The organism is Thalassovita mangrovi, assembly GCF_009857745.1.
In the GTDB taxonomy this organism is placed as follows: domain Bacteria; phylum Pseudomonadota; class Alphaproteobacteria; order Rhodobacterales; family Rhodobacteraceae; genus Thalassobius; species Thalassobius mangrovi.
This window is the reverse complement of the sequence record NZ_WWEN01000002.1, coordinates 211,119-237,476: the sequence shown is the minus strand read 5'-3', so window position 1 is coordinate 237,476 and position 26,358 is coordinate 211,119. Positions and strand designations below refer to the sequence as shown.

Here is a 26,358-nt window from a genome sequence, read left to right as displayed (position 1 = left end):
GGCCCTATTTCTTGGCGCCGGTCAGGCCGGAAACGATGGTTTCCGAGGTCACCCGCAGCAGGTCCAGATAGGTCGGCACCGGGCCGTCCGGGTCTGACAGGCTGTCGACATACAAAACGCCGCCATAGGCCGCCCCGGTTTCGCGCGCGACCTGCTTGGCGGGGGAGGTGTTGACCGTGCTTTCGCAGAACACCGCTGGGACCTCATGCGCGCGCACCCCGTCGATCACCGCGCGCACCTGCTGCGGCGTGCCGGTCTGGTCTGCGTTCATCGGCCAGAGGTAAAGCTCCTGCATGCCGAAATCGCGGGCGAGATAGCTGAAGGCGCCTTCGCATGTCACCAGCCAACGCTTTTCCTCGGGGATCGCCTTGATTTGCTCGCGCAGCGGTTCCAGCGTTTCGCGCAGCTGCGCCTTGTAGCCTTCGGCATTGGCCCGGTAGGTGTCGGCGTTGTCGGGGTCGTGTTCCGCAAAGGCGGCTGCGATATTGTCGATGTAGACGATCGCGTTTTCCAGCCCCATCCAGGCATGCGGGTTCGGTTTGCCTTCGTATTCGCCCTTGGCGATTGAAATCGGGTCGATCCCGTCGCTCAGCGTGGCCGAGGGGATGTCGCCCAGATTGCCGAGGAACTGTTCGAACCACAGTTCCAGGTTCAGCCCGTTCCACAGGATCAGGTCGGCGTCATGGGCGCGTACGATGTCGCGCGGGGTGGGTTGGTAGCCGTGAATTTCCGCTCCCGGCTTGGTGACCGACACGACCTCGGCCGCGTCGCCCGCCACGTTCTGCGCCATGTCGGCCAGCACCGTGAAGGTGGTCACCACCTTCATCTGGTCCGCCAGGGCGGGGGCGGCCAGCAGCGCGCAGAAAGCGGTGGCGAGGCTTCGTTGGGTGAAAGGGGGCATTGCGTCGGTCCTTTGGTCCTGTGCTTGGTTTAATTGATAATGAAAATGAGAACCATTCTCAATCACAAAGAAAATGAAATCGGCTCATGTAAATGATGATGATTATGAGTTTGTTTTGAGGGACGCCCTGACATAGATACCCTTCAACACTCTTGGCCAAAGAAACGCGATCCTGACATGTCTTCCCAACTCCGCCGCTCGCCGGTTTTCGACCTTATCCATGCTGCCGCCCGTGACCGTATCCTGATGCTCGACGGGGCGATGGGCACGCAGATCCAGAAACTCGGCCTGGTCGAGGGCGATTTCAGCGGCTGCGGAAAGTCGGGCTGTTCCTGCCATGCCCATATCCATTCGGATCAGCCGCAGAAGGGCAATAACGACCTTCTGAACCTGACCCGGCCGGATATCATCGAGGAAATCCATTTCCAATACGCGATGGCCGGTGCGGATTTCGCCGAAACCAACACGTTTTCCTCGACCACCATCGCGCAGGCCGATTACAGCCTGGAAGACAAGGTGGACGACCTGAACTTCTTCGGCGCGCAGCTGGCGCGCAAGGCGATGGACCGGGCCGAGGCGGTGGACGGGCGCAAGCGCTTCGTCGCCGGTGCGATGGGGCCGACCAACCGGACCGCGTCGATCAGCCCGGACGTGAACAATCCCGGCTACCGCGCGGTGACCTTCGACGACCTGCGCGCGGCTTACGCGCAGCAGGCCCGCGCGCTGATCCGGGGCGGGGCCGACATCCTGCTGATCGAAACCATCTTCGACACGCTGAACGCCAAGGCGGCGATCTTCGCCTGCGAAGAGGTCTTCGTTGAAAACGGCGAACGGCTGCCGGTGATGATTTCGGGCACGATCACCGACCTGTCGGGCCGGACGCTGTCGGGCCAGACGCCGACCGCCTTCTGGCATTCGGTGCGCCATGCGCAGCCGCTGACCGTCGGTCTGAACTGTGCGCTTGGCGCCGACGCGATGCGGCCGCACCTGGCGGAACTGTCGGGCGTGGCAGACACGATGATCTGCGCCTATCCCAATGCTGGCCTGCCCAACGAGATGGGCGAATATGACGAAACCCCGGAATACATGGCGCAGCAGGTCGCGGGATTCGCCCGCGAGGGGCTGGTCAATATCGTCGGCGGCTGCTGCGGGTCGACCTATGACCATATCCGCGCCATCGCCGAGGCGGTGAAGGGGATCGCGCCGCGCAAGCTGCCCGAAATCGCGCCGCAGATGCGGCTGTCGGGGCTGGAACCCTTCACGCTGACCGACGACATTCCCTTCGTCAACGTGGGCGAACGGACCAACGTCACCGGGTCGGCCCGGTTCCGCAAGCTGATCACCAACGGCGATTACGCCGCCGCTTTGGACGTCGCCCGCAACCAGGTGGAAAACGGCGCCCAGATCATCGACGTGAACATGGACGAGGGGCTGATCGATTCCAAACAGGCGATGATCGAGTTCCTGAACCTGATCGCCTCGGAACCCGATATCGCGCGGGTGCCGCTGATGATCGACAGCTCCAAATGGGAGGTGATCGAGGCCGGCCTGCAATGCGTGCAGGGCAAATCGGTGGTCAACTCGATCTCGATGAAGGAAGGCGAGGAAAGCTTCCTGAAACAGGCGCGTCTGTGCCGGGCCTATGGCGCGGCGGTGGTCGTCATGGCCTTCGACGAGGTCGGCCAGGCCGATACCGAGGACCGCAAGGTCGAGATTTGCACCCGCGCCTACAAGCTGCTGACCGAAGAGGTGGGGTTCCCGCCCGAGGATATCATCTTCGACCCCAACGTCTTTGCCGTCGCCACCGGGATCGAGGAACACGACAATTACGGCGTCGATTTCATCGAGGCCACCCGCCGCATCACCACCGACCTGCCGCATGTGCATGTGTCGGGTGGCGTGTCGAACCTGTCGTTCTCGTTCCGCGGCAACGAACCGGTGCGCGAAGCGATGCACGCGGTGTTCCTGTATCACGCCATCCAGGTCGGGATGGATATGGGCATCGTCAATGCCGGTCAGCTGGCGGTTTACGATCAGATCGACCCGGAGCTGCGCGAGGCCTGCGAAGACGTGGTGCTGAACCGCCGCCCCGACGCGACCGAGCGGATGCTGGAAATCGCCGAGAAATACCGCGGCCAGGGCGGGGTGAAGGGTGTCGAAAAGGACATGAGCTGGCGTGAATGGCCGGTCGAAAAGCGGCTGGAACACGCGCTGGTCAACGGCATCACCGAATTCATCGAAGAAGACACCGAGGAAGCGCGCCTGTCGGCCGACAAACCGCTGCACGTGATCGAGGGCCCGCTGATGGCGGGGATGAACGTGGTGGGCGACCTGTTCGGCGCGGGCAAGATGTTCCTGCCGCAGGTGGTGAAATCGGCGCGCGTCATGAAACAGGCGGTTGCGGTTCTGCTGCCCTATCTTGAGGCCGAAAAGGACGGCGCTGCGCGCAGCGCGGGTAAGGTGCTGATGGCGACGGTGAAGGGCGATGTTCACGATATCGGCAAGAATATCGTCGGCGTCGTTCTGGCCTGCAACAATTACGAAATCATCGACCTGGGCGTGATGGTTCCGGCTGAGAAAATCCTCGCCACCGCCAAGGAACAAGGCGTCGACGTGATCGGCCTGTCCGGCCTGATCACGCCGTCTTTGGACGAAATGGTCCATGTCGCCAGCGAAATGGAACGGCTGGACATGAACCTGCCGCTGCTGATCGGCGGCGCGACCACGTCCAAGGTGCACACGGCGGTGAAAATCCACCCCAATTACCACCACGGGCAGGCGATCTATGTCACCGACGCGTCGCGCGCGGTGGGCGTGGTGTCGTCGCTGCTGTCGGAAGAACAGAAACCCGGATACATCGCCGACATCCGCGAGGAATACGCGAAAGTGGCGGAAAAGCACGCCCGCGCGGAGCTGGCCAAGAAGCGCATTTCGGTGGCCGAGGCGCGCGCCAACGCGCTGCAGCTGGATTGGGACGCTTATCAGCCCGTCGCGCCCACGTTCCTGGGCACCAAGGTGTTCGACGGCTGGGACCTTGCCGATCTGGCGAAATACATCGACTGGACCCCGTTCTTCCAGAGCTGGGAAATGAAGGGGATTTACCCGAAAATCCTCGACGATGAGAAACAGGGCGAAGCGGCGCGGCAGCTGTTTGCCGACGCGCAGGACATGTTGCAGCGGATCATCGAGGAAAACTGGTTCCACCCGCGCGCCGTGGTGGGCTTCTGGCCCGCCAACGCGGTGGGCGACGATATCCGCCTGTTCACCGACGAGGGTCGGGGCGCGGAGCTGGCGACCTTGCACACGCTGCGCCAGCAATCGGCGAAGCGGGCCGGGCGGCCGAACGTGGCGCTGTCCGATTTCGTCGGCCCCGAAGGCGTGGCCGATCACGTCGGCGGCTTCGTGGTGACCACCGGCGCCGAAGAGGACAAGATCGCCAAGGCCTTCGAGGACAAGAACGACGATTACAGCGCCATCATGGTCAAGGCGCTGGCCGACCGTTTCGCCGAAGCCTTCGCCGAGCGTCTGCACGAATATGTGCGCAAGGAACTCTGGGCCTATGCTCCGGACGAGGCGCTGTCGAATGCCGAGCTGATCCGCGAAGGCTATGACGGTATCCGCCCCGCGCCCGGTTACCCGGCACAGCCCGATCACACGGAAAAATCCACGCTGTTCAACCTGTTGGATGCCGAAGCTGCCACTGGGGTCGAGCTGACCGGCAGTTTCGCGATGTGGCCCGGCGCGTCCGTTTCGGGGCTCTATATCGCGCACCCGGAGGCCTATTATTTCGGTGTCGCCAAGGTCGAACGCGACCAGGTCGAGGATTACGCCACCCGCAAGGGGATGGAGCTGGCCGAGGCCGAACGCTGGCTTGGCCCGGTGCTGAACTACAACCCGGCGGATTTCAAAAAGGCGGCGGCGGAGTAACCGCCGCCCCCGCGCCGGGGCGGTGCGCGCCGGTCAGGACAGTTTCAGGTCGTCGATCCAGAAGGTCACGCAGATATTGGTGCTGGGATTCCAGAACCGGCTGTAGATGCTGAACCGCATACGCCGGCGGATTTCCTTGTAATCGTCGTCCTGTTGGCTGCGACGGATGGTGATCTTGTGCGAAGCAACGGTGTGCTGGGTGCCTTCGTTCAGATCGGCCAACCCCTTGGTTTTCAGCACCAGCCGGTGCAGCAGGAAGCGCTTTCCCGACAGCGGCAGCTCTTCCCAGTTCATCGCGCTGAGAACGCGCACGACCTCGTTGTAATCGGCAAAGACATTATCGGTGACCTGGAAATCGGCAATCTTTCGCGGGTTCGTCAGATCGGCGATCACCTGTTCCGTGCTCAAGATATCCCGTGTGTATTGCTCCGCCTGATTTTGGGTTCGGTTCAAACCTCCGAACATGTACATAACGGGTTCCTTCGCAGATTTGCGTGGGACTGGATAACGGGATCGGTTACAGGGGCGGCCTTTGCGGGAAAAACCTGTGTCTAACGATAATATCAAAAAAGCCGATGTGGCGTTGGTCAATAAGGTTTGGGAAGGCTGTACTCACCGATAGGGGAAGCCCCTTCGATCGAGGGTGGTTGCATACATTGGTAGGTCTGCAAACCGGGGCAGAGCACTCTGACCCGTTGCCATCGGGCGGTGAAACGGGCATAAGCCCGGGCCTGCAACCCGTAGTGATCCGATGACCCAGCCGACCCGAGACCAGATCCGCCAAGCCGCCCGCCTGTCCGTCGCCCCGATGATGGACTGGACCGACCGGCATTGCCGTTACCTGCACCGGCTGCTGAGTGGCGAGACGCTGCTTTATACCGAAATGGTGACCTCGCCCGCGCTGGTGCGCGGCGGCGCTTTGCACCTGCTGGATTTCAGCCCCGCCGAACACCCGGTGGCGCTGCAACTGGGCGGGTCGGACCCGGCGGAGCTGGCGCAGGCGGCCAAGCTGGGGCAGGACGCGGGCTATGACGAGATCAATCTGAATGTCGGCTGCCCCTCGGACCGGGTGCAATCGGGCACTTTCGGCGCGGTGTTGATGAAATCCCCGGGTCTGGTCGCTGACTGCGTGAAGGCGATGCAGGACGCGGTATCGGTCGAGGTCACGGTCAAATGCCGCATCGGGGTGGACGATCAGGACCCCGAAACCGTGCTGCCGGATTTCCTTGAAAAAGTATCCGCAGCGGGCTGCGAACGCTTCACCATCCATGCCCGCAAGGCCTGGCTGCAGGGGCTGAGCCCGAAGGAAAACCGCGATGTGCCGCCGCTCGATTACGATCTGGTGCTGCGGATGAAACAGGCCTTCCCGCAACTGCACCTGTCGGTCAATGGCGGTGTCACCTCGCTGGCGCAGGCGAAGGAGTTTCTGCAGGCGGGACTGGACGGGGTGATGATCGGGCGCGCGGCCTATCACCAGCCCGCCGACATCCTCTGCGCCGCCGATCCCGAGATCTACGGCACCGGCCAGGTCAGCGATCCGGTGCAGGCTGTGCATCAGATGTTGCCCTATATCGAGGCGCATCTGGAAGCGGGCGGCAAGCTGGCGCAGGTGACGCGGCACATGCTGGGCCTGTTCGCGGGCCGTCCCGGTGCGCGGCAATGGCGGCGCATCCTGTCGGAAGGCGGGCATAAGGACGGGGCGGGCCCCGATCTGGTGCTGGAAGCGCTGTCGCATATCCGTCAGGCGGCCTGACCCGCCATATTTTCCGTTGAGGCGGCGGCGAAAGAGGTGTCTAAGGGCCGCGACGCAAGGGGAGAGGTAAACCATGCCTGACATGTCGCTGTTGTTGATGATGCTCGCGCTGCTGATGGTGATCGGCGCCCTGGCCGGTGTGCTGGCCGGTTTGCTTGGGGTCGGGGGCGGCATCGTTCTGGTGCCGGCGTTCTTCTATGCGTTCCAGACGCTGGGCTATGACGGGCCGCAGCTGATGCAGATGTGCCTTGCGACCTCGCTGGCGACGATCATCGTCACTTCGGTCCGCTCGGTGCTGAGCCATAATCGCAAGGGAGCGGTCGACTGGGATATCCTGAAGGGCTGGGCGCCCGGCATCGCCATCGGGGCGGTGATCGGTATGCTGACGGTGTCGTCGCTGCGCTCGGCCACCTTGCAGGGCATCTTCGGCGTGCTGGCGCTGGTGATCGGCGCCTATATGGGCTTTGGCCGGTCGGAATGGCGGCTGGGCCAGGCGATGCCGAAAGGTCTGGGCCGCATCATCACCTCGCCCTTCGTGGGCTTCCTGTCGGTGCTGATGGGGATCGGCGGCGGCAGCTTCGGCGTGCCCTTGATGAGCCTGTTCAACACCCCCATCCACCGCGCGGTCGCCACCGCTGCGGGCTTCGGCGTGATCATCGCGGTGCCTTCCGTGATCGGGTTCCTGTTCCTGCCGATCGACCCGGCCCATCGCCCGCCGCTGACCATCGGCGCGGTGAACCTGCCGGCCTTCGGCGTGGTGATCGCGATGACGCTGCTGACCGCGCCCCTGGGCGTGAAGCTGGCCCATGCGATGGACCCCAAGCCGCTGAAGCGGGTCTTCGCGGTGTTCCTGACGCTGGTGGCGCTGAACATGCTGCGCAAATCGCTGGGGCTGTGACGGGCATTGTTTTCCGTTTACCCGGTAATCGCCGTGCTTGGCCGTGATTGTCGCCGCTGCCGCGGTGAATGACCCGCGAATTCATCGAAAATTTGCCGGATCAATCCCGGCGCTGCTATCCCTGTCCGATCGCAATGGGGGAACGGGATGCTGGAGCTTCTGGTCATATTCGGACTGGCGGCGGTCGGGTCGGCCTTTGGGCTGACCGGGACCGATCCGATGCCCGACGACGCGCCTGCAGGCACGGCGGGCGACGATCATGTGACCGGCAGCGAGGGCGACGACGATCTGGCGCTTCTGGGTGGAGACGACTTTGCCGAGGCACTGGCGGGCAACGACAGCGTCGATGCAGGCGCGGGCGACGACGTGGTGCTGGGCCGGGGCGGTGACGACCTGTTGCAGGGCGGCGCGGGGGATGACGATCTGTCTGGCGGCGATGGTGCCGACGACCTGCGCGGCGCGGCGGGCGATGACCGGCTGGAGGGCGGTGACGGAGCGGACACGCTGGATGGTGGGGCGGGCGATGACGTGCTCACCATCGCGGCGGGCGATACCGCCAGCGGCGGCGACGGCGCGGACCAGTTCGATCTGCATTGGTCTGGGGCCGGGGATACGGCGGTGATCACCGATTTCAGCCCCGGCGAGGACGTGATCGTGCTGGGCTATGCCAGCGACAGCACGCCGACGGTCGATGTCGCGCAATCGCAGGACAATCCCGATGACGCGGTGATCGAACTGGACGGCCAGGCCGTCGCGGTGGTGCAGAACGCCCATGGCGTGCTGCAGGAGGCCGATATCGGCCTTGTCGCGCTGTGATCCGTCCCTGTCCAGGGGGAGGGCAGAAACCCAATCATGAATTGTATTGCATTGCGCCGCCCATAACATTACGTAGAATTGTCTAAAATAATCCATATTCCTGATATCAATTGTAAAATTCATAATTTGCAGGATGAATTCAGAGGTTACTCATGATTGCATTACTCGCCCTTTTGGGACTTGTGGGATTGGTTTCGGCGATTGATCTGGACGAGGATGAGGTCGTTTCGGCCGACTCTGGCGAAGACAAGGGCGCCGATGACGAAATCGAGGGCAGCGCAGGCGCCGACAGCCTGATCGGCGGCGCTGGCGAAGACGTGCTGCTGGGCCGGGGCGGCGCCGACAGCCTGCTGGGCTATGGCGGCGATGACCTGCTGAAGGGCGGCGATGGCGACGATGTGATGGACGCGGGGGCAGGCGATGACGATCTGCGCGGCGGCGACGGGATCGACATCATGTTCGGCGGCGCGGGCGACGACCTGATGGATGGCGGTGCGGATTCCGATTACATGGAAGGCGGATCGGGCGCCGACACGATGGATGGCGGCGCCGGTGACGACGTGCTGTTTTCCTATTGGTCGCCCTCGGCGGCCAGCGGCGGTTACGACCTGCAGGACAGCTACGACCCTGATCTGGTGCGCGGCGGCGATGGCATCGACATCCTGATGGGTGGCAGCGGCGACACGCTGGAAGGCGGCGACGGCACCGACGGGTTTGTCACCGGCACCTGGGTCGATCCCGATCACGCGGTGGAAATCGCAGATTTCGAAGCCGGCGATCAGATCGTGGTGACCCAGTTCGACAATTATACCGGCGCGGGCGAGGTGGAGCTGGAAACCGATGGCGACGACGTGACCGTGCTGTTCGACGGATCGGCGGTGGCGCGGGTGACCAACGGCGCCGGTGTGGTGTCGCTGGCGGATGTGTCGGTCATCGAGGTCGACGCCCCGGCCTGATCCTCAGCTGCCGCGCCCGATCTTCGCGGCGCGGCCGCCGCGGCGTTTCTTCAGCTGCGAGGCGCGGTCGGGCAGGGCGTCCATGACGTCGCGCCGTTCCTGCGGCGTCATTTTCGACCAGGCGGTGATTTCCTCGATACTGCGATAGCAGCCGGTGCAAAGCCGCGCGTCGGGGTGGATGACGCAGATATTGACGCAGGGGCTTTGCACCTCGTCGCGTTTCCACACCTCTTTGCTCATGCCCCGGCCCGCAAATTGCGCAGCCGGTCGAGAAACCCCTGCAGAATGAAGGAGGCCGCCACGTTGTCGATCTTCTCGGCCCGCTTGGCGCGCGAGGTATCGGCCTCGATCAGCGCCCGTTCGGCGGCGACGGTGGACAGCCGTTCGTCCCAGAACCCGATCGGCAGCTCGGTCAGCCGCGACAGGTTGCGGGCAAAGGCGCGGGTCTTCTGGCAGCGCGGGCCCTCGGACCCGTCCATGTTGCGTGGCAGGCCCAGGATGATGCCGCCCGCCTGACGATCCGCCACGATCTGCAGCAGACGCTCGGCATCGACGCCGAATTTCTTGCGCCGGATGGTTTCCACCGGACTCGCCACGCTCTGCATCACGTCCGAGATCGCAACCCCGATCGTCTTGTCGCCCAGGTCGAGCCCGATCAGCGGCGCATGGGCGGGCAGGGCTCCGGCCAGGTCTTCGACCTCGTCGCAGATCATTGCTCGATGCCTGCGCGTTGGGCGCCCGCGCGCACCGTCGCCAGCGCCTGCGGGTTGTCGGCAAAGACCTGTTGCGCCTCGGCCCAGATTTCCTTGGCCTTGTCGGTCTCGCCCAGCACACCATAGGCACCAAGCAGTCGCGCCCATTCTTCCGGCGATCCGCCTTCGCTGCCCAGACGCTCGGCCAGGCCCGCGACCATGTTGCGGATCATGTCCTGGCGGTCTTCCGCGGTCATTTCGCCGGCCGCCTGCATGTCTTCGGCGGTGGGGCCTTTCAGCGGCGCCGCGCCCGGGGCGGCGGGCAGGGTGAAATCGACGCCCGCCAGCATCGCCAGATCGGTGATCTGGCCGCGGATCGGCGGGATCCAGGGCGCGTCATCCGGGCCTTCGCGCAGCAGCCGGTTCCAGATCTGGAACCCGGCATCGGGGCGGCCCACCTGGGCATACATCAGCCCGATGTAATACAGCGCCACGCCGTTGCGCGGATCGCGTTCAAGCACCTGGCGCAATGCCATTTCGGCCTCGGGCGACACGTAGCCGCCGGCGCCCAGCACCATCAGGTCGGCCAGGTCGGCATAATCCGAAGCCTGGGCCTTGTCGCCCAGGATATCGATATAGGCTTGCTGCGCCTCGTAAGCGGCGCGGAAATTGCCCAGCAGGGCTTCGTTGCGGGCCAGCAGCTTGTGCCCCTGCAGGTCGTCGGGCCGGGTTTTCACCGCCGCGCGCAGCTTTTCCATCAGGTCGAGGAATTGCGGCGTCGGTTCGTTCATCGGCGCCCGCGGCGGGATGGTCTTTTCCACTTCCGCCTGGCTGGGGCGGGTTTCGCGGGCCTTCTCGGCCATCTTGATGCGGGTCTTCAGACCCAGATCGCCATAGCCCGGCGCACCCAGATCGAGATAGATCAACAGCGACCCGCCGACGAGCCCCAGAACCGCCGCCACACCCAGAACCCGGCCCAGCCCCTGCGGCTGGCCGCCGGTTTCGCCGCCCTTTTGCAGCTGCGCGTCGGCAGCCAGGATGCGGCGCGAAATCTCGGCCCGGGTGCGGTCGGCATCCTCGGCCCCGATCACGCCACGCGCCAGGTCGCGGTCAACTTCCTTCAACTGGTCGCGATAGACCCGCAGGTCATAGGCCGCGGGCGGCTCGCCGCCGCTGCGCCCGCGCATCAGCGCATAGGCCAGAATTCCGGAAACGATCAGGGCGATCGCGGCGGTGATGATCCAAAACAGCATGAAGCCTCCTGCAATTTCGACAAACATGTATATGCGCGGGGCCTCTGGAAAAAGGGCAAACTGACGCAATGGTTCGGCATGTCGCAACCGCACGCAATTGTGACGCAAAGAAACGGGGCTGGCGGGCGCTGCGGGTCCAGTAAAGTAGGGGACAGAAAATCACCGGATTCGGGGCCAAACCGCTTATGAGACGCTATTCCGCCTTTGCCATCGCCCGGGAAGCCGCCCGTTACCATTCGGGATGGGAACGCGCCTGGGCCTCGCCGCAGCCGAAAGGTAAATATGACGTGATCATCGTCGGCGCCGGTGGTCACGGGCTAGCCACGGCCTATTACCTCGGCAAGAATTTCGGCATCACCAACGTGGCGGTGCTGGAAAAGGGCTGGCTCGGCGGCGGCAATACCGGCCGCAACACCACGATCATCCGCTCGAACTACCTGCAGGATCCTTCCGCCGCGATCTATGAAAAGGCCCGCTCGCTCTATGAAACGATGAGCCAGGACCTGAACTACAACGTCATGTTCAGCCCCCGCGGCGTGATCATGCTGGCGCAGACCGAACACGAGGTGCGCGGTTACCAGCGCACGGCGCATGCCAACGCGCTGCAGGGGGTGAAGACCGAATTCATCGGGCCGCAGCGGGTCAAGGAATTGGTGCCGATCATCAACATTTCCGGCCCCCGCTACCCGGTTCTGGGCGGGCTCTGGCAGGAACGCGGCGGCACCGCACGGCACGACGCGGTGGCCTGGGGCTATGCGCGGGCCTGTTCCGACATGGGCATGGACATCATCCAGAAATGCGAAGTCACCGGCGTGCGCCGCGACGGCGGCAAGGTCGTGGGCGTCGACACCACCAAGGGCGCCATCGATTGCGACAAGCTGGGGCTGGTGGTGGCGGGTCATTCCGGCGTGCTGGCCGACATGGCCGGGTTCCGCCTGCCGATTGAATCGCTGGCGCTGCAGGCGCTGGTGTCAGAGCCGATCAAACCCTGCATGGATGTGGTGGTGATGGCCAACACCGTGCACGGCTACATGTCGCAATCCGACAAGGGCGAAATGGTGATCGGCGGTGGCACCGACGGGTATAACAACTACACGCAGCGCGGATCGTTCCATCATATCGAGGAAACGATCCGGGCGCTGGTTGAAACCTTCCCGATGATTTCCCGGCTGAAGATGCTGCGCCAATGGGGCGGCATCGTCGACATGACCGGCGACCGCTCACCGATCCTGTCGAAAACGCCCGTGGAGGGCGTCTTCGTCAATTGCGGCTGGGGCACCGGCGGTTTCAAGGCGATCCCCGGTTCCGGCTGGGCGATGGCGGAGCTGATGGCCAAGGGGCATTCACCTTTGACGGAAGAGTTCGGCCTGAACCGCTTCGCCGAGGGCCGTTTCATCGACGAGAGCGTGGCAGCGGGGGTGGCGCACTGATGACTGAAAAATCCATGCAATCGACGCTGTCGACCATTCATATAGAGTTGCTTCAGTCCGAAAGGACGCCATTCACCGCTGTGAAAAAAGCACTGGAAACAGGGCGTCGCGAAGGGACCGACACCAGCTATCAAAGCAATACGCTGGGTTTCGAATATCACGCCGATGAAGATGCCGTTTCGGTTTATGCGACTTTCAGCGACGGCGCTGACGAAGTCACGTTGTCCTTTGAAGATTTCATTTCGGAACTCGGAAAATACCGGATGGGAGGTCTGCAATGCTGATCCTCAACTGCCCCTATTGCGGCGTCGATGCCGAGGAAACCGAACTGCACGCAGGCGGCGAGGCGCATCTGAAACGCTTCGGCCCGGGCTCGTCGGACGCCGAGTTTGAAGCCTATCTCTTCGCCCGCGAAAACCCCAAGGGGGTGCATTTCGAACGCTGGCGCCACGCCAATGGCTGCGGCAAGTGGTTCCACGCCGCCCGCTGCACCATGACGCTCGAGGTCTTCGGCACCTATCCCGCGCAGGTCTCCGAACCGCCGCAGGACATCCGCGACAAGATCACCGCCAAACGCCCCGGCTGGAGCTGGAGAGACATCAAATGACGTTTCTTCTTGGCAAAAATACTCAAAAAAGCACCCTCACCACGGCCCGGGAGGTCTGACAGATGAGCACCCGACTGGCCACTGGCGGCCGCCTCACCAATCGCGGCAAGCAGCTGCATTTCACCTTCAACGGCAAGCAGATGACCGGCTATGAGGGCGACACGCTCGCCTCGGCGCTGCTGGCCAACGGTCAGTTGCTGATGGGCCGGTCGTTCAAGTACCACCGCCCGCGCGGCCCCGTCGCCAGCGGGGCGGAGGAACCCAACGCCCTGGTCGGTCTGGGGACCGGCGCACGGTTCGAACCGAACCAGCGCGCCACCACGACGGAACTGTTCGACGGGCTGAGCGCCACGTCGCAGAACCACTGGCCCAGCCTGGAATTCGACGTCGGCGCCGTGAACAACAAACTGGCGCGGTTCTTCCCGGCGGGGTTCTATTACAAGACCTTCATGGCGCCGCGCGCGGCGTGGAAATCGGTGTTCGAACCCATCGTGCGGCAATCGGCCGGCCTGGGCCGGGTGCCCAAGGATCGCGATGCCGACCGGTACGAGCATTTCTATGCCTTCGTGGACGTGGTCGTCGTGGGCGGCGGCGTGGCCGGGCTGCAGGCGGCCAAGGCGGCGGCGTTGTCCGGTGCGAAAGTATTGGTTCTGGAACAAACGTCCCATTGGGGCGGGCGTGCGCCGGTAGATGGTGGAGAGGTCGACGGCGCACCTGTGGATAAGTTCGTGGAGGAATTGGTTGCCGAGCTGGTAACCATGCCCAACGTCACGATGCGGCTGCGCTGCATGGCATCTGGCGTCTACGATCACGGCTATGTCCTGGGCTATGAGCGGCTGACCGATCATGCGCCGGACGCCCCCGGTCCGCGTCACCGGCTGTGGCGCATCCGGACCAAGCAGATCGTCACAGCGACCGGCGCCATCGAACGGCCGCTCAGCTTCGCGGGCAACGATGTGCCGGGCGTGATGCTGGCCGCGGCGATCCGCGATTATGCCGTCGATTACGGCGTGTCCATCGGCGACCGCACCGTGGTGGTGACCAATAACGACGACGCCTATCGTACTGCGATTGCTTTGAAAAACCTCGGTCTTGAGGTCCCGGCGGTGATCGATGCACGGGCCTCGGGCGGCGGTGCGCTGGCCGAAGAGGCCAAGGCGCTTGGCATCCGCATTGAGACCGGCAAGGGCATCGCCAAGGTGCTGGGCGGCAAGCAGGTCACCGGCGTCGCCCTGTGTTCCCAGGCGGGCGAGGGCGCGGTGATCGAGGAAATCCCCTGCGACGCGGTGGCGATGTCGGGCGGCTGGTCGCCGGTGGTGCACCTGTGGTCGCATTGCGGCGGCAAGCTGATCTGGGATGACGCTACGGCAATGTTCCGCCCAGATGTGGACAAAGCCCCGACCGGCGCCGACGGGCAAGGGTTTGTAATCGCGGCCGGAAGCGCCAATGGGGCGATGAACCTGAATGACATTCTGTCTGATGCGCAATCCGCCGGGGCGGCGGCGGCGAAGGCGGCCTGGTTCAAGCCGAAGCGCGCCAGCGCGCCGCAGGCGCAGCAAAGCGATGAGGCCCCGATCGAGCCCGTCTGGCTGATGCCGCAGGGGGCGGGGCCGAAGCTGCGGATGAAGGCGTGGCTGGATTTCCAGAACGACGTGAAGGTGTCCGACGTGATGCTGGCGGCGCAGGAAGGCTATGAAAGCGTCGAACATACCAAGCGCTACACCACGCTCGGCATGGCGACCGATCAAGGCAAGCTCAGCAACATCAACGGGCTGGCGACGCTGGCGCGGTCCCTGAACGCCGACATCCCGGCAGTCGGCACCACCACTTTCCGCCCGCCCTATACGCCGATTTCGATGGGCGCCATCGCGGGCGAGGCGCGCGGCGAGATATTCCAGCCCTTGCGCAAGACCCCGATGCACGGCTGGCACGAAGACCACGGCGCCCATTGGGAACCGGTCGGCCACTGGCGGCGGCCCTATTGCTATCCGCGCACGGGCGAAAGCCATTCCGATGCGGTGGCGCGCGAGATCAATCAGGTGCGCAACTCGGTGGGGATGCTGGATGCCTCCACCCTGGGCAAGATCATCGTGAAGGGGCCGGATGCCGGGCGGTTCCTCGACATGCTCTACACCAACATGATGAGCACGCTGAAGCCGGGCAAATGCCGCTACGGGCTGATGTGCAGCGAAAACGGTTTCCTGATCGACGACGGCGTGGTGGCGCGGATCGACGACGACACCTTCCTGTGCCACACCACCACCGGCGGCGCCGACCGTATCCATGGTCACATGGAAGAATGGCTGCAGACCGAATGGTGGGACTGGAAGGTCTATACCGCCAACGTGACCGAACAATACGCGCAAGTAGCCGTGGTCGGCCCCAATGCCCGCAAGCTGCTGGAAAAGCTGGGCGGAATGGATGTGTCGAAGGAGGTTCTGCCCTTCATGCAATGGCAGGATGGCGAACTGGCCGGGATCGGTGTGCGGGTCTATCGCATCTCCTTCTCGGGGGAACTGTCCTATGAAATCGCCGTCCCCGCCAGCAATGGCCAGGCGCTGTGGGACAAGATCGCCGAGGCCGGGGCCGAGTTCGGTATCATGCCCTACGGTACCGAGGCGCTGCACGTGATGCGGGCCGAAAAGGGCTTCATCATGATCGGGGACGAAACCGACGGCACGGTGATCCCGCAGGACCTGGGGCTCAACTGGGCGATTTCCAAGAAGAAGGACGATTATCTGGGCAAGCGGGCGCAGGCGCGGTCGCACATGACCGATCCGAAGCGGTGGAAACTGGTGGGGCTGGAAACGCTGGACGGCAGCGTGCTGCCCGACGGCGCCTATGCGGTCGCGGACGGCAGCAACGCCAACGGGCAGCGCAACATGCAGGGGCGGGTGACCTCGACCTACCATTCGCCGACGCTGGGCAAGGGGATCGCGATGGGGCTGGTGCTGGACGGACCCGACCGGATGGGCGAAGTGATCGATTTCCCCGGCACCGACGGCAAGACCTACAAGGCGCGGATCTGCGATCCGGTCTTCTTCGACAAGGACGGGGAGAAGCAGAATGTCTGAGCTCAGCGCATTGAACGGCGCCGCCTTTCAGGGGACCGTCACGGTCGAGGATGCGGGCCTGCAGGGCATGATCACCCTGCGCGGCGACCTGGCCTCGGCGAAGCTGGCCAAGGCGGTGAAGGCGGCGACCGGGCTGGCGATCCCGGCGCAGCGCAAGATCGGCTTTGGCGACGACCGGGCGCTGGCCTGGATGTCGCCCGACGAATTGCTGATCCTGACGCCTTATGAGGACGCCCCGGCCATCGCCGCGAAACTGGCGCAAGCGCTGCAGGGCGAACATGCGCTGGTGCAGAACATGTCGGATGCGCGCGCCATGTTCCGGCTGGCCGGCGCGCCGGGCGTGTTGCGCGAGGTGCTGGCGAAACTGGCCCCGGTGGACCTGTCGGCGGAAGCGTTCGGCCCTGGCGATTTCCGCCGCACGCGCCTGGCCCAGGTGGCGGGCGCCTTCTGGTTCGACGACAGCACAACGGCGCGGGTGATCTGTTTCCGCTCGGTGGCGGACTATGCCTACAAGCTGCTTTGCGTATCGGCGGAGGAGGGCGGCGAGGTCGGATTTTACGGCTGATCGCGGCGGAAGCGCGAAGGCTGGGAACGGGCGTTTTCCGTGCCGGTAAGAATGGTTGCAATGCATACCTGTGGTTGATAATCGTGATTTGAATATTAACCAAAGGTGTCTGAATACATGCTTCGACCAATCGGTGCTCTGGCTGCGCTTTTCCTTTCGACCCAATCCGCTTTTGCTGTCGTTTACGACTGCGACATCACCCTCCCTTCGCCGGATGGCTGGATGGGGGACAAAATCTATTTCAGCATTGATGAGAAAGAAAACGCTGTCGCCGTTTATGACCCGCTAATCCATGAGGTTCAGGAAGCCCCGATGCTTGCGGAGCTGGAAACCGCGCCCAATCGCTATACCGTTCGCTGGAAGCTGAAAGGGCTGAAAGCGATCGATGACATCGGTGTGCGATCCAAGATGCCCACCGCGTTTTACAAGGCGGTGATCGTGCGCAAGACCAACAAGCTGATGCTGACGGTGAACCTGTCTGCCGGTGACAATGTCCCGAGCGGTTCGGGGCTGTGCTCGCGGAAGGAAAAATAGTTGGCCCGAGGCGTGCGGCGTTCAGCTGACGGCGCACGCCTGCCTGACTAAGGGACACAAGAGAAGTGTTGCATTCTGAACGAATAATATTGGCGACAGGGCTTGACCTTCCAGCATAAACCCTACCATTTTCCGCAGGAAACAAACGCTCGAACCGAAAAGGATTTTCCCATGGCTTTCGAACTTCCCGATCTTCCCTATGCACATGACGCCCTGGCCGACCTGGGCATGTCCAAGGAAACGCTGGAATATCACCACGACCTGCACCACAAGGCCTATGTCGACAACGGCAACAAGCTGATCGCCGGCACCGAGTGGGAAGGCAAGTCGCTGGAAGACATCATCACCGGCACCTATGACGCCGGCGCGGTGGCGCAGAACGGCATCTTCAACAATGCTTCGCAGCACTGGAACCATGCCCAGTTCTGGGAAATGATGGGCCCGAACGGCAACGCGATGCCCGGCGAGCTGGAAAAGGCGATCGTCGAAAGCTTCGGTTCGGTCGACAAGTTCAAGGAAGACTTCGCCGCCGCCGGCGCCGGTCAGTTCGGTTCGGGCTGGGCCTGGCTGGTCAAGGACACCGATGGCGGCCTGAAGGTCACCAAGACCGAAAACGGCGTCAACCCGCTGTGCTTCGGCCAGACCGCTCTGCTGGGCTGCGACGTGTGGGAACATTCCTATTACATCGATTTCCGCAACAAGCGTCCGGCTTACTTGACCAACTTCCTCGACAAGCTGGTCAACTGGGAAAACGTCGCGTCGCGCCTGTAACGCGGCACTGATCCGGTTCATTCGGATAGGTCCCCCTTCCGCCACCCGCGGGAGGGGGATTTTTTTGTTTAGAACGCGGCTGATCTGCCGTTAAGAGTAGCAGCGGGTTTCCGTTGCCTGAGCGAACAAGGCCAAAGCAGGACAGAACAGTGCACGTGAATAGATTCACGGAAAAAGTCGACACATGAACTTTTTACCGGAAATCAGGAGGATCTTTACCAGATCCTGGCCGCTGTTCCTGTTGAGCGCTGCGCTTGGCGGGGCGGCTCTCGTTTACGTTTCCTACGCCATGTATCCGGCCAGCATCACGACGCCAAAGGCGCTTGTTCCGCTTTTTGTCGGCGTCGTCTTGGGCACCATGATGAGCATGACCGCCGCCTTGTTGCAGGAAATCAAGCGGCAGTTCGATCTGCGCCTGGCCGAAAAGGACGAATCCTTCCGGGTGCTGCAGGAAAGCGAAGAGCGCTTCAATCTTGCCCTGAAAGGCGCCAGCGACGGTCTTTGGGATTGGGATATGATCACTGGTCACGTGTTCTATTCGCCCAAATACGCCGACATCCTGGGCTATGAGGTCGATGAGCTCGAACCGACGATCCGCACCAGTGCGAAACTGCTGCGCCCGGAGGATAACGAGAAAGTCCGCAATGTCATGCTGGCGCGGCTTTCCTCGAAGACCGAGACGGACGAGGTGGAAGTGGACATGCGGCACAAGGACGGGCATTGGATCCGGGTGCTGAACCGCGTTTTCATCGTTTACGAAAAAGGCCAGGCGGTGCGCATGGTCGGCACCATCCTGGACGTCACCGGCCGTCAGGCGATGCGTCAGCAGAAGGAACAGGCCGAGGCGCAGAACCGCGCCAAATCGGCCTTCCTGGCCAATATGAGCCATGAAATCAGGACCCCGATGAACGGCGTCATCGGCATGGTCGACCTGATGAAGCGGACCGATCTGGACGAAAACCAGCAGCAGATGCTGGAAACCATCCAGAATTCCTCGGCCTCGCTGCTGGGCATCATCGACGACATTCTCGATTTTTCCAAGATCGAGGCGGGCAAGATGACCCTGAGCGAAAACAGGGCCGATCTTTGGAAGCTGGTCGAAAACGTGGTGGAAACCGTGGCGCCGACGGCACAGCAGAGCGGCGTGCGGCTGGAGCTGGAAATCGACGGCGACACGCCGCGCCATGCCGCGCTGGATTCGGGGCGGTTGCGGCAGGTGTTGCTGAACCTTGTCGGCAACGCGGTGAAATTCACCGGCCTGAAAAAGGATGAGGCCCGGCCGCTGGTCAGGCTGTCGGTTCGTCCGACAAGCGACGGGCAGACCCAGTTCCAGGTCAGCGACAACGGGATCGGCATCGCCGCGGACGTGCTGGAGCACCTGTTCCAACCCTTCTATCAGGCCCATGAGGCCGATTCCCGCATGATCGCCGGCACCGGTCTGGGGCTGGCGATCAGCCACGACCTGATCAAGATGATGGGCGGTCAGATCACCGCCGAAAGCGTGCTGGGCCGGGGATCGTGCTTTGCCGTCACGCTGCCGCTGACCGAAGAGGAGGGGGCCGAGGGGGACGGGTTCGAATCCTGGATCTATCAGTTGTCCAACCATCCGCTTGTGGTGCGGGTCGAAGATCAGATCTGCCGCAAGCAGCTGTTGCGCTTCGCCAATGACTGGAGCCAGCAGATCCGCTTCTTCAGCACCGACGAAAGGATGCTGAGCTGGGTGTCGGGGCAGGAAAAGGCGCCGCTGGTGCTGCTGGGGCTGGACGGGTCCGAAGTCTGCCGGGAGCTCGTCGATCAGATGCTCGAAATCTCTCCGGATGCGAAATTCCTCGGGCTGACCAATGATCCCGCGATGCGGCTGGGCCGGCTGGACAGCCATCTGTACATGATGCGCTACGCGCCGCTGCTGCCGTCGCGGATGATGACGGCGTTGAGCGTGCTGCTGCAGGGTGCCGAGGCGCCGGCCCCGGAGGCGAAACCGCAGCAGGCGGCGGTGCGCCACGGCAGCATCCTTCTGGTTGAGGACAACCGGATCAACATGGATGTTCTGATGCGGCAGCTGGCACTGCTCGGCTATGGCGCCGAGGCGGCGCATAACGGCGAAGAGGGGCTGCGGCTCTGGCGTGAAGGGGGCTACGACATGATCGTCACCGATTGCCAGATGCCGGTGATGGACGGTCTGGAAATGGTCCGCCATATCCGGGACGAAGAAGGTGCCGGGGGACTGGCCCCGATCCCGATCGTTGGGATTTCGGCCAACGCGCTGAAGGGCGAGGCCGATCGCTGCATTTCCGCCGGGATGAACGCCTTCCTCACCAAGCCCGCCCGGCTGGACGAATTGCGCGACTGCCTGAACCGTTGGATCGGGCGCAAGGCGGCCTGATCCGGCCCGGTCCGGCTTCTGCCGGGGCGGAAAACTTTTTTCGCAGTTTGACCAATGTCATGTTTTCGGATGCAGCGATGCTGTCTTCTGATGGCATGAATGCGAAAGGAGGTCGCTTATGATCAAGATGCCGAAAGGGCTTTGGATCGTTGTTGCCGATGGCGCCAAGGCGCTGTTTGTTCAGAATGTCAGCGATACGGTGGAACCCGATTTGCGGGTGATGCGCGTCGATGAGATGGAAAATCCCCCCACCGGGGCGCAGGGCACCGATCAGCCCGGCCGCCGTGACGGGCCTGGCGGGGCGGGGCGGTCCTCGATCGAACCGACCGACTGGCACCAGCTGGCCAAGGGCGAATTCGCATCCGGTGTCGCCGGTCTGTTGAACAAATGGGCCAATGCCGGCGGGATCGACGACCTGGTGATCGTGGCGCCGCCTTCCAGCCTTGGCGATCTGCGCGCGGCAATGGGGCCCTCGGCGAAGGGCGTGGTGCGGGCCGAACTGGCCAAGGACCTGACCAATCACCCGCTGCCGAAGATCGGGGAACTGGTCATGGCCGAACTGGCCAAGCTCTGACCGGTTGAAACTAGCTGAGCGCGGTGCGCAGCGCCGCGTTCAGGTCCGCCGTAGTGTCCTTGGGCCGGATCAGTTCGCGCAGCGAGGCATCGGCGAAGCCCTGTTCGACCACATGGTCGACCAGCGCCAGAAGCGGGTTCCAGAACCCTGCGGTATTGAGCAGGAAAATCGGTTTCTGATGCAGGTGCAGCTGGCGCCAGGTCAGCACTTCGAAAAATTCGTCCAGCGATCCGGCGCCGCCCGGCAGCACAACGATGGCGTCGGAATTCATGAACATGACCTTTTTGCGCTCATGCATGTTTTCGGTGATCACGAAGGTCGACAGGTCGGTCTTGCCGACCTCGGCCTTCAACAGGTGGGTCGGGATCACCCCGAAGGTTTCACCGCCCGCCGCCTGGGCCGCGCGCGCCACCGTTCCCATCAATCCGACATCGCCCGCGCCGTAAACCAGCCGCCAGCCGTTTTCGGCCAACATTGTGCCTGTTGCTTCGGCTTCGGCGGCATAGACCGGATCATTGCCTGGGCGCGATCCGCAAAAGACGCAGACTGACCTGCTCGTCATCTTGATTTTCCTTGGGCAAACATGCTTTTGACCCGTGATACCCTTGTTGCTATGGTCGCTCAACCGCCAAAGGGGATGTGGGCGGGCTGAAAGGAAAAAGATGACGAAGAATTCCGGACTGGCCAGCAGCCAGACCCTGATTTTAGGTGCCGCGGGGCTTGTCGTGGCGGCTTTGGCGGCGGCGTATGGTTTGGGCCTGTTCGACAGCGAAGACCAGGCCGAAGCGCCGGTTCAGCCGGTATCCGAACCGGCGGCGCAACAGCCCGTCGAAACCGCAACCGAGGCGGCAGAGCAACCCGCGCCGGTGACCGAACCCGCCACTGAGGCGCAAGCGCCCGCCGAAGAGGTCGCGGAACCTGCCGAAGCGGCGCCCGAAGCCGCACCGGTCGCCGCGGCTGCCCCCGAAGCGGCGCCCGAACCCGAAGCCGCGCCGCTGCCCGCCGCGCCCAGCTTCGACGTGGTGCGGGTCGAATCCGACGGCAACACGCTGGTCGCGGGGACCGCGAATGGCGAACTGGTGGAAATTCTGCTGGACCGGGGCGTCATCGCCAGCGCCGAGCCGGGATCGGACGGCAAGTTCACCGCCTTCCTGTCCCTGGACCCGTCCGAAGCGCCGCGGCTGATGTCGCTGCTGCTGCACGCGGGAGAGGCGCGCGTCGCCTCGGAAGATCAGGTGATCATCGCGCCGGTGAAACCGGTGGTCGTGGCCGCAGCCGAACCGCAGGTGGAACAGGCCGCAACGCCGGTTGCCGAAACCGCCCCGGCCGAAACGGCCGACGCGGCACCGGTCAGCGAAGCGGCATCCGCAGACAGCGCAGCGGACACACCGGCCAAGGAACCGGTCGAAACCGCGACGGCGACCGTGACCGAAGAAGCGCCGCAACCTGTTGAAACCGCAACGGAAACCGCAACGAATGACAGTGCCGTAGAACCCGCTGTCGAACAGGAACCGGCAGCACCCGCCGTGCTGCTGGCCGGCAAGGACGGCGTCAGCGTCATCCAGCCCGCCCAGACCGGCACCGCGCCTTTCGATCTGGTGCTTGACGCGATCAGCTATGGCGATGGCGGCGCGGTCGAACTGACCGGGCGCGGGGCAGGCGGGGCGAATATCCGCACCTATCTGAACAACAGCGCTCGCGCCACCGCCGCGATCGGCGAGGCCGGTCTGTGGACCACCCGGCTGACCGATGTGGAACCGGGGATCTACACGCTGCGGATCGATCAGATCGACGCGGCGGGCAAGGTCACCGCGCGTATCGAAACCCCGTTCAAGCGCGAAGCGCCCGAAAAGGTCGCCGCCGCCGAAGCCGCGCAGGCGCAGCAAGCCGGCGCGGATCAGGCCGGGGCAGCCGCGCCGATCCGGGTGGTGACGATCCAGCCGGGCAACACGCTGTGGGCCATCGCGCGCGAACAATATGGCGAGGGTTTGCTCTATGTCCGCCTGTTCGAGGCCAACCGCGACCTGATCCGCGACCCCGACCTGATCTATCCCGGCCAGGTGTTTGAAATCCCGCGCGACTGATCCCGCCGGAACACGCAGATCGATGGGCTTTCCCGCTGGCAATCCGCTGGCGGGGGGCCTATTTCTAGGCTTCCGAGCGGATAGAGGATCGAGCGATGCGGCGTGCAGCCCCCCATAGTGATGCCACCCTGAATAACGAACGGCAATCCGGCTGGCGCACGATCCGGCGCGTCGCGCCCTATCTGTGGCCCGCCGATCCGGCGCATGCCTGGGTCAAGCGCCGGGTGGTGTTTGCCATGGTGGCGCTGCTGCTGTCCAAGCTGGTGGCGGTCTATACCCCGATCCTCTACAAGCAGGCGGTCGATGCGTTGGGCGCCAAAGGCGTGCCCGACCTGGCGCTTGGCGCGGTCGGGCTGACGCTGGCCTATGGTCTGGCGCGGCTGATGTCGAACGGGTTCCAACAGTTGCGCGATGCGATCTTCGCCGCCGTCGGCCAGCGGGCGCTGCGCAAGTTGGCGCTGGAAACCTTCGTCCATATTCACCGGCTGTCGATGCGTTACCACATCACCCGCAAGACCGGTGGGCTGTCCCGGATCATCGAACGCGGCGTGAAGGGGGTGGAATTCCTGCTGCGCTTCCTGCTGTTTTCCATCGGGCCGCTGGTGCTGGAACTGCTGCTGATCGCGGGCATCCTGTTTTACCTGTTCGACGTCTGGTATCTGGCCGTTGTCGTTCTGACCATCGCGATTTACGTCTGGTTCACCTTCAAGGTGACCGAATGGCGGGTGAAGCTGCGGCGGGAAATGAACGACCAGGACACCGACGCCAATCAGAAGGCGATCGACAGCCTGCTGAATTTCGAAACGGTTAAATATTTCGGCGCCGAGGCGCGCGAGGCCGCGCGCTATGATGGCGCGATGCAGGCCTATTCGCGGGCGGCGCTGAAGACGGCCTATTCGCTGGCCTTCCTGAATTTCGGCCAGGCGCTGTTGATCACCAGCGGTCTGGCCGCGGTGATGGTGATGGCGGCCATCGGCGTGCAGAAGGGCGACCTGACGGTGGGCGATTTCGTCATGGTTAACGCCTACATGATCCAGATCACCATGCCGCTGAACTTCCTCGGCTCGGTCTATCGCGAAATCCGCCAGGCGCTGGTCGATATGGGCGAAATGTTCGATCTGCTGGAACAGCCCGCCGAGGTGACCGACAAGCCCGGCGCACCGGCGCTGAAGGTCACGGGCGGGCAGGTCGAGCTGGACAATGTGGTCTTTGGCTACGACGCCGAACGGCCGATCCTGCACGGCATCAGCCTGACGGTGGAACCGGGCAAGACCGTGGCCATCGTCGGGTCCTCGGGGTCGGGCAAATCGACCATCGGGCGGCTGCTGTTCCGGTTCTACGACGTGGTGGACGGGGCTGTGCGGATCGACGGGCAGGACGTGCGCGACGTGACACAGGACAGCCTGCACGACATGATCGGCGTGGTGCCGCAGGACACGGTGCTGTTCAACGACACCATCCGCTACAACATCGCCTATGGCCGCGACGGCGCCAGCCAAGAGGAAATCGAGGCCGCCGCCAGGGCCGCCCAGATCCACGATTTCATCTCCGCCCTGCCGCAGGGCTATGACACCACGGTGGGCGAACGCGGGCTGAAACTGTCGGGCGGCGAAAAGCAGCGGGTGGGCATTGCCCGCACCCTGCTGAAGAACCCGCCGATCCTGCTGCTGGACGAGGCGACCTCGGCGCTCGACACCGAGACCGAACAGGAAATCCAGGGCGCGCTGGCGCGGGCCGGGCAGGGGCGTACGGTGATCACCATCGCGCACCGGCTGTCCACCATCGCCGATGCCGACCGCATCGTGGTGCTGGAAAAGGGCGAGATCGTGGAAACCGGCACCCACGCCGAGCTGTTGGAGCGGCAGGGGCGCTATGCCTTCCTGTGGCAGCGCCAGGCAAGCGAGCAGGAGGCGGCCTAGCCCGCCTCCGTACGGGCGATTACTGAATTTGGACGGTGATTGTCAGATTGTCCGGGGTGATTTGGGCCGCTGCCACGTTTTGAAGATACAGCAATTCCGTTCCACCCTCTGTTGTAGTCACCCACAAACCTCCTTCGGCTTCTTCGAAGCTCAGACCGTCGAAGGATATGTCGGTGCCGACGGGGAAGACCAAACTGACGATTTCCGTTTCGGGGTCAAAGTCGGTAATCGTCGCGGCGGTCGACAAACCTTCCGCCGAAGCGTCGATGCCGTCGGTGGGAAAATGGAAGACGGAGAAATAATCTTCGCCTTCGCCGCCGGTTATCATGTCGCCCGTATCGGCAAAAATGGAATCGTTCCCGTCGCCGCCATCAAGCGTGTCGGCTTCGAGCGCTGTAACCGAGCCAATGTCGAAGGCGGATTCACGCGATTGCAAACGGTCATAGCCTTCTCCTCCGCTCAAACTGTCGGAGCCGGAATGGGATAGCAGAATATCATCGCCGTCTCCGCCCAGGACGGTATCATTGCCCGACACGAACAGAGCGCCATCTGCGCCATCATGCCAACGGTCGGCTCCCTCTCCGAGATCGACAATGTCATCACCCATATCGGTGATTACGCTGTCCGAACCGTCGCCGGCATAAACGGTGTCATCGCCTTCGCCCGATGATATCTCGTCGTTGTTCTGACCACCGTCGACAAAGTCGTTGCCGCCCTCCGTCATGATCAGGTCGTCGCCGTAACCGCCATAAACGGTGTTGTCGCCGCCATAGGCATTCAGGTCGTCATCCCCCAGCCCGCCATAGATCAGATCGTCACCTTCGCCGGTGTCGACCGTATCATGACCTGCATCGGCCCGGACCGTATTGTCGCCATCGCCGGTACGGATCACGTCATTTCCATCGCCGGACCGAATGAGCAGGTCATCGTTGTTTTCGAATTCCATGAACCGGTCATCTTCATCCGTCCCGATCAGGGTTTCCTTGGGATCGGTCGCGTCGTCGATATTGTCGACGACGTTGTCGTCGTCATTGTCGTCGTTTCCCATCTCGTCGACGATCGTCCAAGTTGCATAGGTTCCCAGTAGGGACATAAGTACAATAGCAAGCATCTGAAATTCCTGTAGGTTTCGGTTTTTTTATCCCCGAAAACAGAGAATTCAAACAGTAAATTTCTACTTCTCATTGCGCGGTTAACAATGGCGATGATGCTGGCTTATTG

General features: G+C 63.2%; 23 protein-coding genes. 16 read left to right on the top strand and 7 right to left on the bottom strand.

Annotation, left to right across the window (positions count from 1 at the left end):
• Positions 1 to 4 precede the first annotated feature (4 nt).
• Entirely contained in the window at positions 5 to 901 is an 897-nt protein-coding gene (locus GR167_RS02910; RefSeq protein WP_160971952.1) for a metal ABC transporter substrate-binding protein, read from the bottom strand.
• A 177-nt stretch (positions 902 to 1,078) separates the two neighbouring features.
• On the opposite strand from GR167_RS02910, the gene metH reads away from it, so the two are divergent.
• Complete coding sequence (gene metH / locus GR167_RS02905) at positions 1,079 to 4,828, top strand: methionine synthase (RefSeq protein WP_160971951.1); 3,750 nt, start codon at positions 1,079 to 1,081, stop codon at positions 4,826 to 4,828.
• Between the two features lie 33 nt (positions 4,829 to 4,861).
• On the opposite strand, the gene GR167_RS02900 is transcribed toward metH, so the two are convergent.
• Positions 4,862 to 5,236, bottom strand: coding sequence for a hypothetical protein (locus tag GR167_RS02900; protein WP_160971950.1), 375 nt, complete (start codon positions 5,234 to 5,236; stop codon positions 4,862 to 4,864).
• Positions 5,237 to 5,579: 343 nt separating this feature from the next.
• Between GR167_RS02900 and dusA the strand changes: the two genes are divergently transcribed.
• The 4 genes from dusA (at position 5,580) to GR167_RS02880 (ending at position 9,251) form a co-directional block, all read left to right on the top strand.
• Positions 5,580 to 6,581: a tRNA dihydrouridine(20/20a) synthase DusA gene (gene dusA, locus GR167_RS02895; protein ID WP_160971949.1), complete on the top strand. Its 1,002-nt coding sequence runs from the start codon at positions 5,580 to 5,582 to the stop codon at positions 6,579 to 6,581.
• A 73-nt stretch (positions 6,582 to 6,654) separates the two neighbouring features.
• Positions 6,655 to 7,479, top strand: coding sequence for a sulfite exporter TauE/SafE family protein (locus GR167_RS02890; protein ID WP_160971948.1), 825 nt, complete (start codon positions 6,655 to 6,657; stop codon positions 7,477 to 7,479).
• A gap of 147 nt (positions 7,480 to 7,626) precedes the next feature.
• Entirely contained in the window at positions 7,627 to 8,295 is a 669-nt protein-coding gene (locus GR167_RS02885) for a calcium-binding protein (RefSeq protein WP_160971947.1), read from the top strand.
• A gap of 152 nt (positions 8,296 to 8,447) precedes the next feature.
• On the top strand, positions 8,448 to 9,251 hold the full coding sequence (locus GR167_RS02880; protein WP_160971946.1) for a calcium-binding protein: 804 nt from the start codon (positions 8,448 to 8,450) through the stop codon (positions 9,249 to 9,251).
• Positions 9,252 to 9,254: 3 nt separating this feature from the next.
• Here GR167_RS02880 and GR167_RS02875 read toward each other — a convergent pair whose 3' ends face one another.
• Genes GR167_RS02875 through ccmI form a run of 3 tightly spaced genes read right to left on the bottom strand, consistent with a single transcriptional unit; the run spans position 9,255 to position 11,196 of the window.
• Positions 9,255 to 9,491 (bottom strand): DUF1289 domain-containing protein, encoded by a 237-nt coding sequence (locus tag GR167_RS02875; RefSeq protein WP_160971945.1) that lies wholly within the window; start codon positions 9,489 to 9,491, stop codon positions 9,255 to 9,257.
• On the bottom strand, positions 9,488 to 9,964 hold the full coding sequence (gene ruvX, locus GR167_RS02870) for a Holliday junction resolvase RuvX (protein ID WP_160971944.1): 477 nt from the start codon (positions 9,962 to 9,964) through the stop codon (positions 9,488 to 9,490). The genes GR167_RS02875 and ruvX overlap by 4 nt, the downstream gene beginning before the upstream one ends.
• Positions 9,961 to 11,196 (bottom strand): c-type cytochrome biogenesis protein CcmI, encoded by a 1,236-nt coding sequence (ccmI, locus tag GR167_RS02865; protein ID WP_160971943.1) that lies wholly within the window; start codon positions 11,194 to 11,196, stop codon positions 9,961 to 9,963. The genes ruvX and ccmI overlap by 4 nt, the downstream gene beginning before the upstream one ends.
• Before the next feature lie 185 nt (positions 11,197 to 11,381).
• On the opposite strand from ccmI, the gene GR167_RS02860 reads away from it, so the two are divergent.
• The 9 genes from GR167_RS02860 (at position 11,382) to GR167_RS02820 (ending at position 21,134) form a co-directional block, all read left to right on the top strand.
• Positions 11,382 to 12,626, top strand: a complete 1,245-nt coding sequence (locus tag GR167_RS02860; protein WP_160971942.1) for a sarcosine oxidase subunit beta family protein — start codon at positions 11,382 to 11,384, stop codon at positions 12,624 to 12,626.
• Positions 12,626 to 12,910: a hypothetical protein gene (locus GR167_RS02855; RefSeq protein WP_160971941.1), complete on the top strand. Its 285-nt coding sequence runs from the start codon at positions 12,626 to 12,628 to the stop codon at positions 12,908 to 12,910. The genes GR167_RS02860 and GR167_RS02855 overlap by 1 nt, the downstream gene beginning before the upstream one ends.
• On the top strand, positions 12,904 to 13,233 hold the full coding sequence (locus GR167_RS02850) for a sarcosine oxidase subunit delta (RefSeq protein ID WP_160971940.1): 330 nt from the start codon (positions 12,904 to 12,906) through the stop codon (positions 13,231 to 13,233). Before GR167_RS02855 ends, GR167_RS02850 begins: the two co-directional genes overlap by 7 nt.
• A gap of 62 nt (positions 13,234 to 13,295) precedes the next feature.
• The gene (locus GR167_RS02845) at positions 13,296 to 16,307 is read left to right on the top strand and encodes a sarcosine oxidase subunit alpha family protein (RefSeq protein ID WP_160971939.1); all 3,012 of its coding nucleotides are present in this window, start codon (positions 13,296 to 13,298) and stop codon (positions 16,305 to 16,307) included.
• The gene (locus GR167_RS02840; RefSeq protein ID WP_160971938.1) at positions 16,300 to 16,872 is read left to right on the top strand and encodes a sarcosine oxidase subunit gamma; all 573 of its coding nucleotides are present in this window, start codon (positions 16,300 to 16,302) and stop codon (positions 16,870 to 16,872) included. The genes GR167_RS02845 and GR167_RS02840 overlap by 8 nt, the downstream gene beginning before the upstream one ends.
• 105 nt (positions 16,873 to 16,977) lie before the next feature.
• The gene (locus tag GR167_RS02835; protein ID WP_160971937.1) at positions 16,978 to 17,406 is read left to right on the top strand and encodes a hypothetical protein; all 429 of its coding nucleotides are present in this window, start codon (positions 16,978 to 16,980) and stop codon (positions 17,404 to 17,406) included.
• A gap of 171 nt (positions 17,407 to 17,577) precedes the next feature.
• Positions 17,578 to 18,177 (top strand): superoxide dismutase, encoded by a 600-nt coding sequence (locus GR167_RS02830; protein WP_160971936.1) that lies wholly within the window; start codon positions 17,578 to 17,580, stop codon positions 18,175 to 18,177.
• Between the two features lie 184 nt (positions 18,178 to 18,361).
• Positions 18,362 to 20,560 (top strand): PAS domain-containing hybrid sensor histidine kinase/response regulator, encoded by a 2,199-nt coding sequence (locus GR167_RS02825; RefSeq protein ID WP_160971935.1) that lies wholly within the window; start codon positions 18,362 to 18,364, stop codon positions 20,558 to 20,560.
• Between the two features lie 118 nt (positions 20,561 to 20,678).
• Positions 20,679 to 21,134, top strand: coding sequence for a baeRF12 domain-containing protein (locus tag GR167_RS02820; RefSeq protein ID WP_160971934.1), 456 nt, complete (start codon positions 20,679 to 20,681; stop codon positions 21,132 to 21,134).
• A 10-nt stretch (positions 21,135 to 21,144) separates the two neighbouring features.
• Here GR167_RS02820 and GR167_RS02815 read toward each other — a convergent pair whose 3' ends face one another.
• Complete coding sequence (locus GR167_RS02815; RefSeq protein WP_160971933.1) at positions 21,145 to 21,696, bottom strand: LOG family protein; 552 nt, start codon at positions 21,694 to 21,696, stop codon at positions 21,145 to 21,147.
• Positions 21,697 to 21,796: 100 nt separating this feature from the next.
• Here GR167_RS02815 and GR167_RS02810 point away from each other — a divergent pair, with 100 nt between their 5' ends.
• Positions 21,797 to 23,218 (top strand): LysM peptidoglycan-binding domain-containing protein, encoded by a 1,422-nt coding sequence (locus tag GR167_RS02810; RefSeq protein ID WP_160971932.1) that lies wholly within the window; start codon positions 21,797 to 21,799, stop codon positions 23,216 to 23,218.
• 95 nt (positions 23,219 to 23,313) lie between these two features.
• Positions 23,314 to 25,137 carry an ABCB family ABC transporter ATP-binding protein/permease gene (locus GR167_RS02805; RefSeq protein ID WP_160971931.1) on the top strand — a complete coding sequence of 608 codons (1,824 nt, stop codon included), beginning with the start codon at positions 23,314 to 23,316 and terminating at the stop codon, positions 25,135 to 25,137.
• 19 nt (positions 25,138 to 25,156) lie between these two features.
• Here the strand turns inward: GR167_RS02805 and GR167_RS02800 are convergent, their stop codons facing one another.
• Entirely contained in the window at positions 25,157 to 26,248 is a 1,092-nt protein-coding gene (locus tag GR167_RS02800; RefSeq protein WP_160971930.1) for a calcium-binding protein, read from the bottom strand.
• Between the last annotated feature and the right edge of the window lie 110 nt (positions 26,249 to 26,358).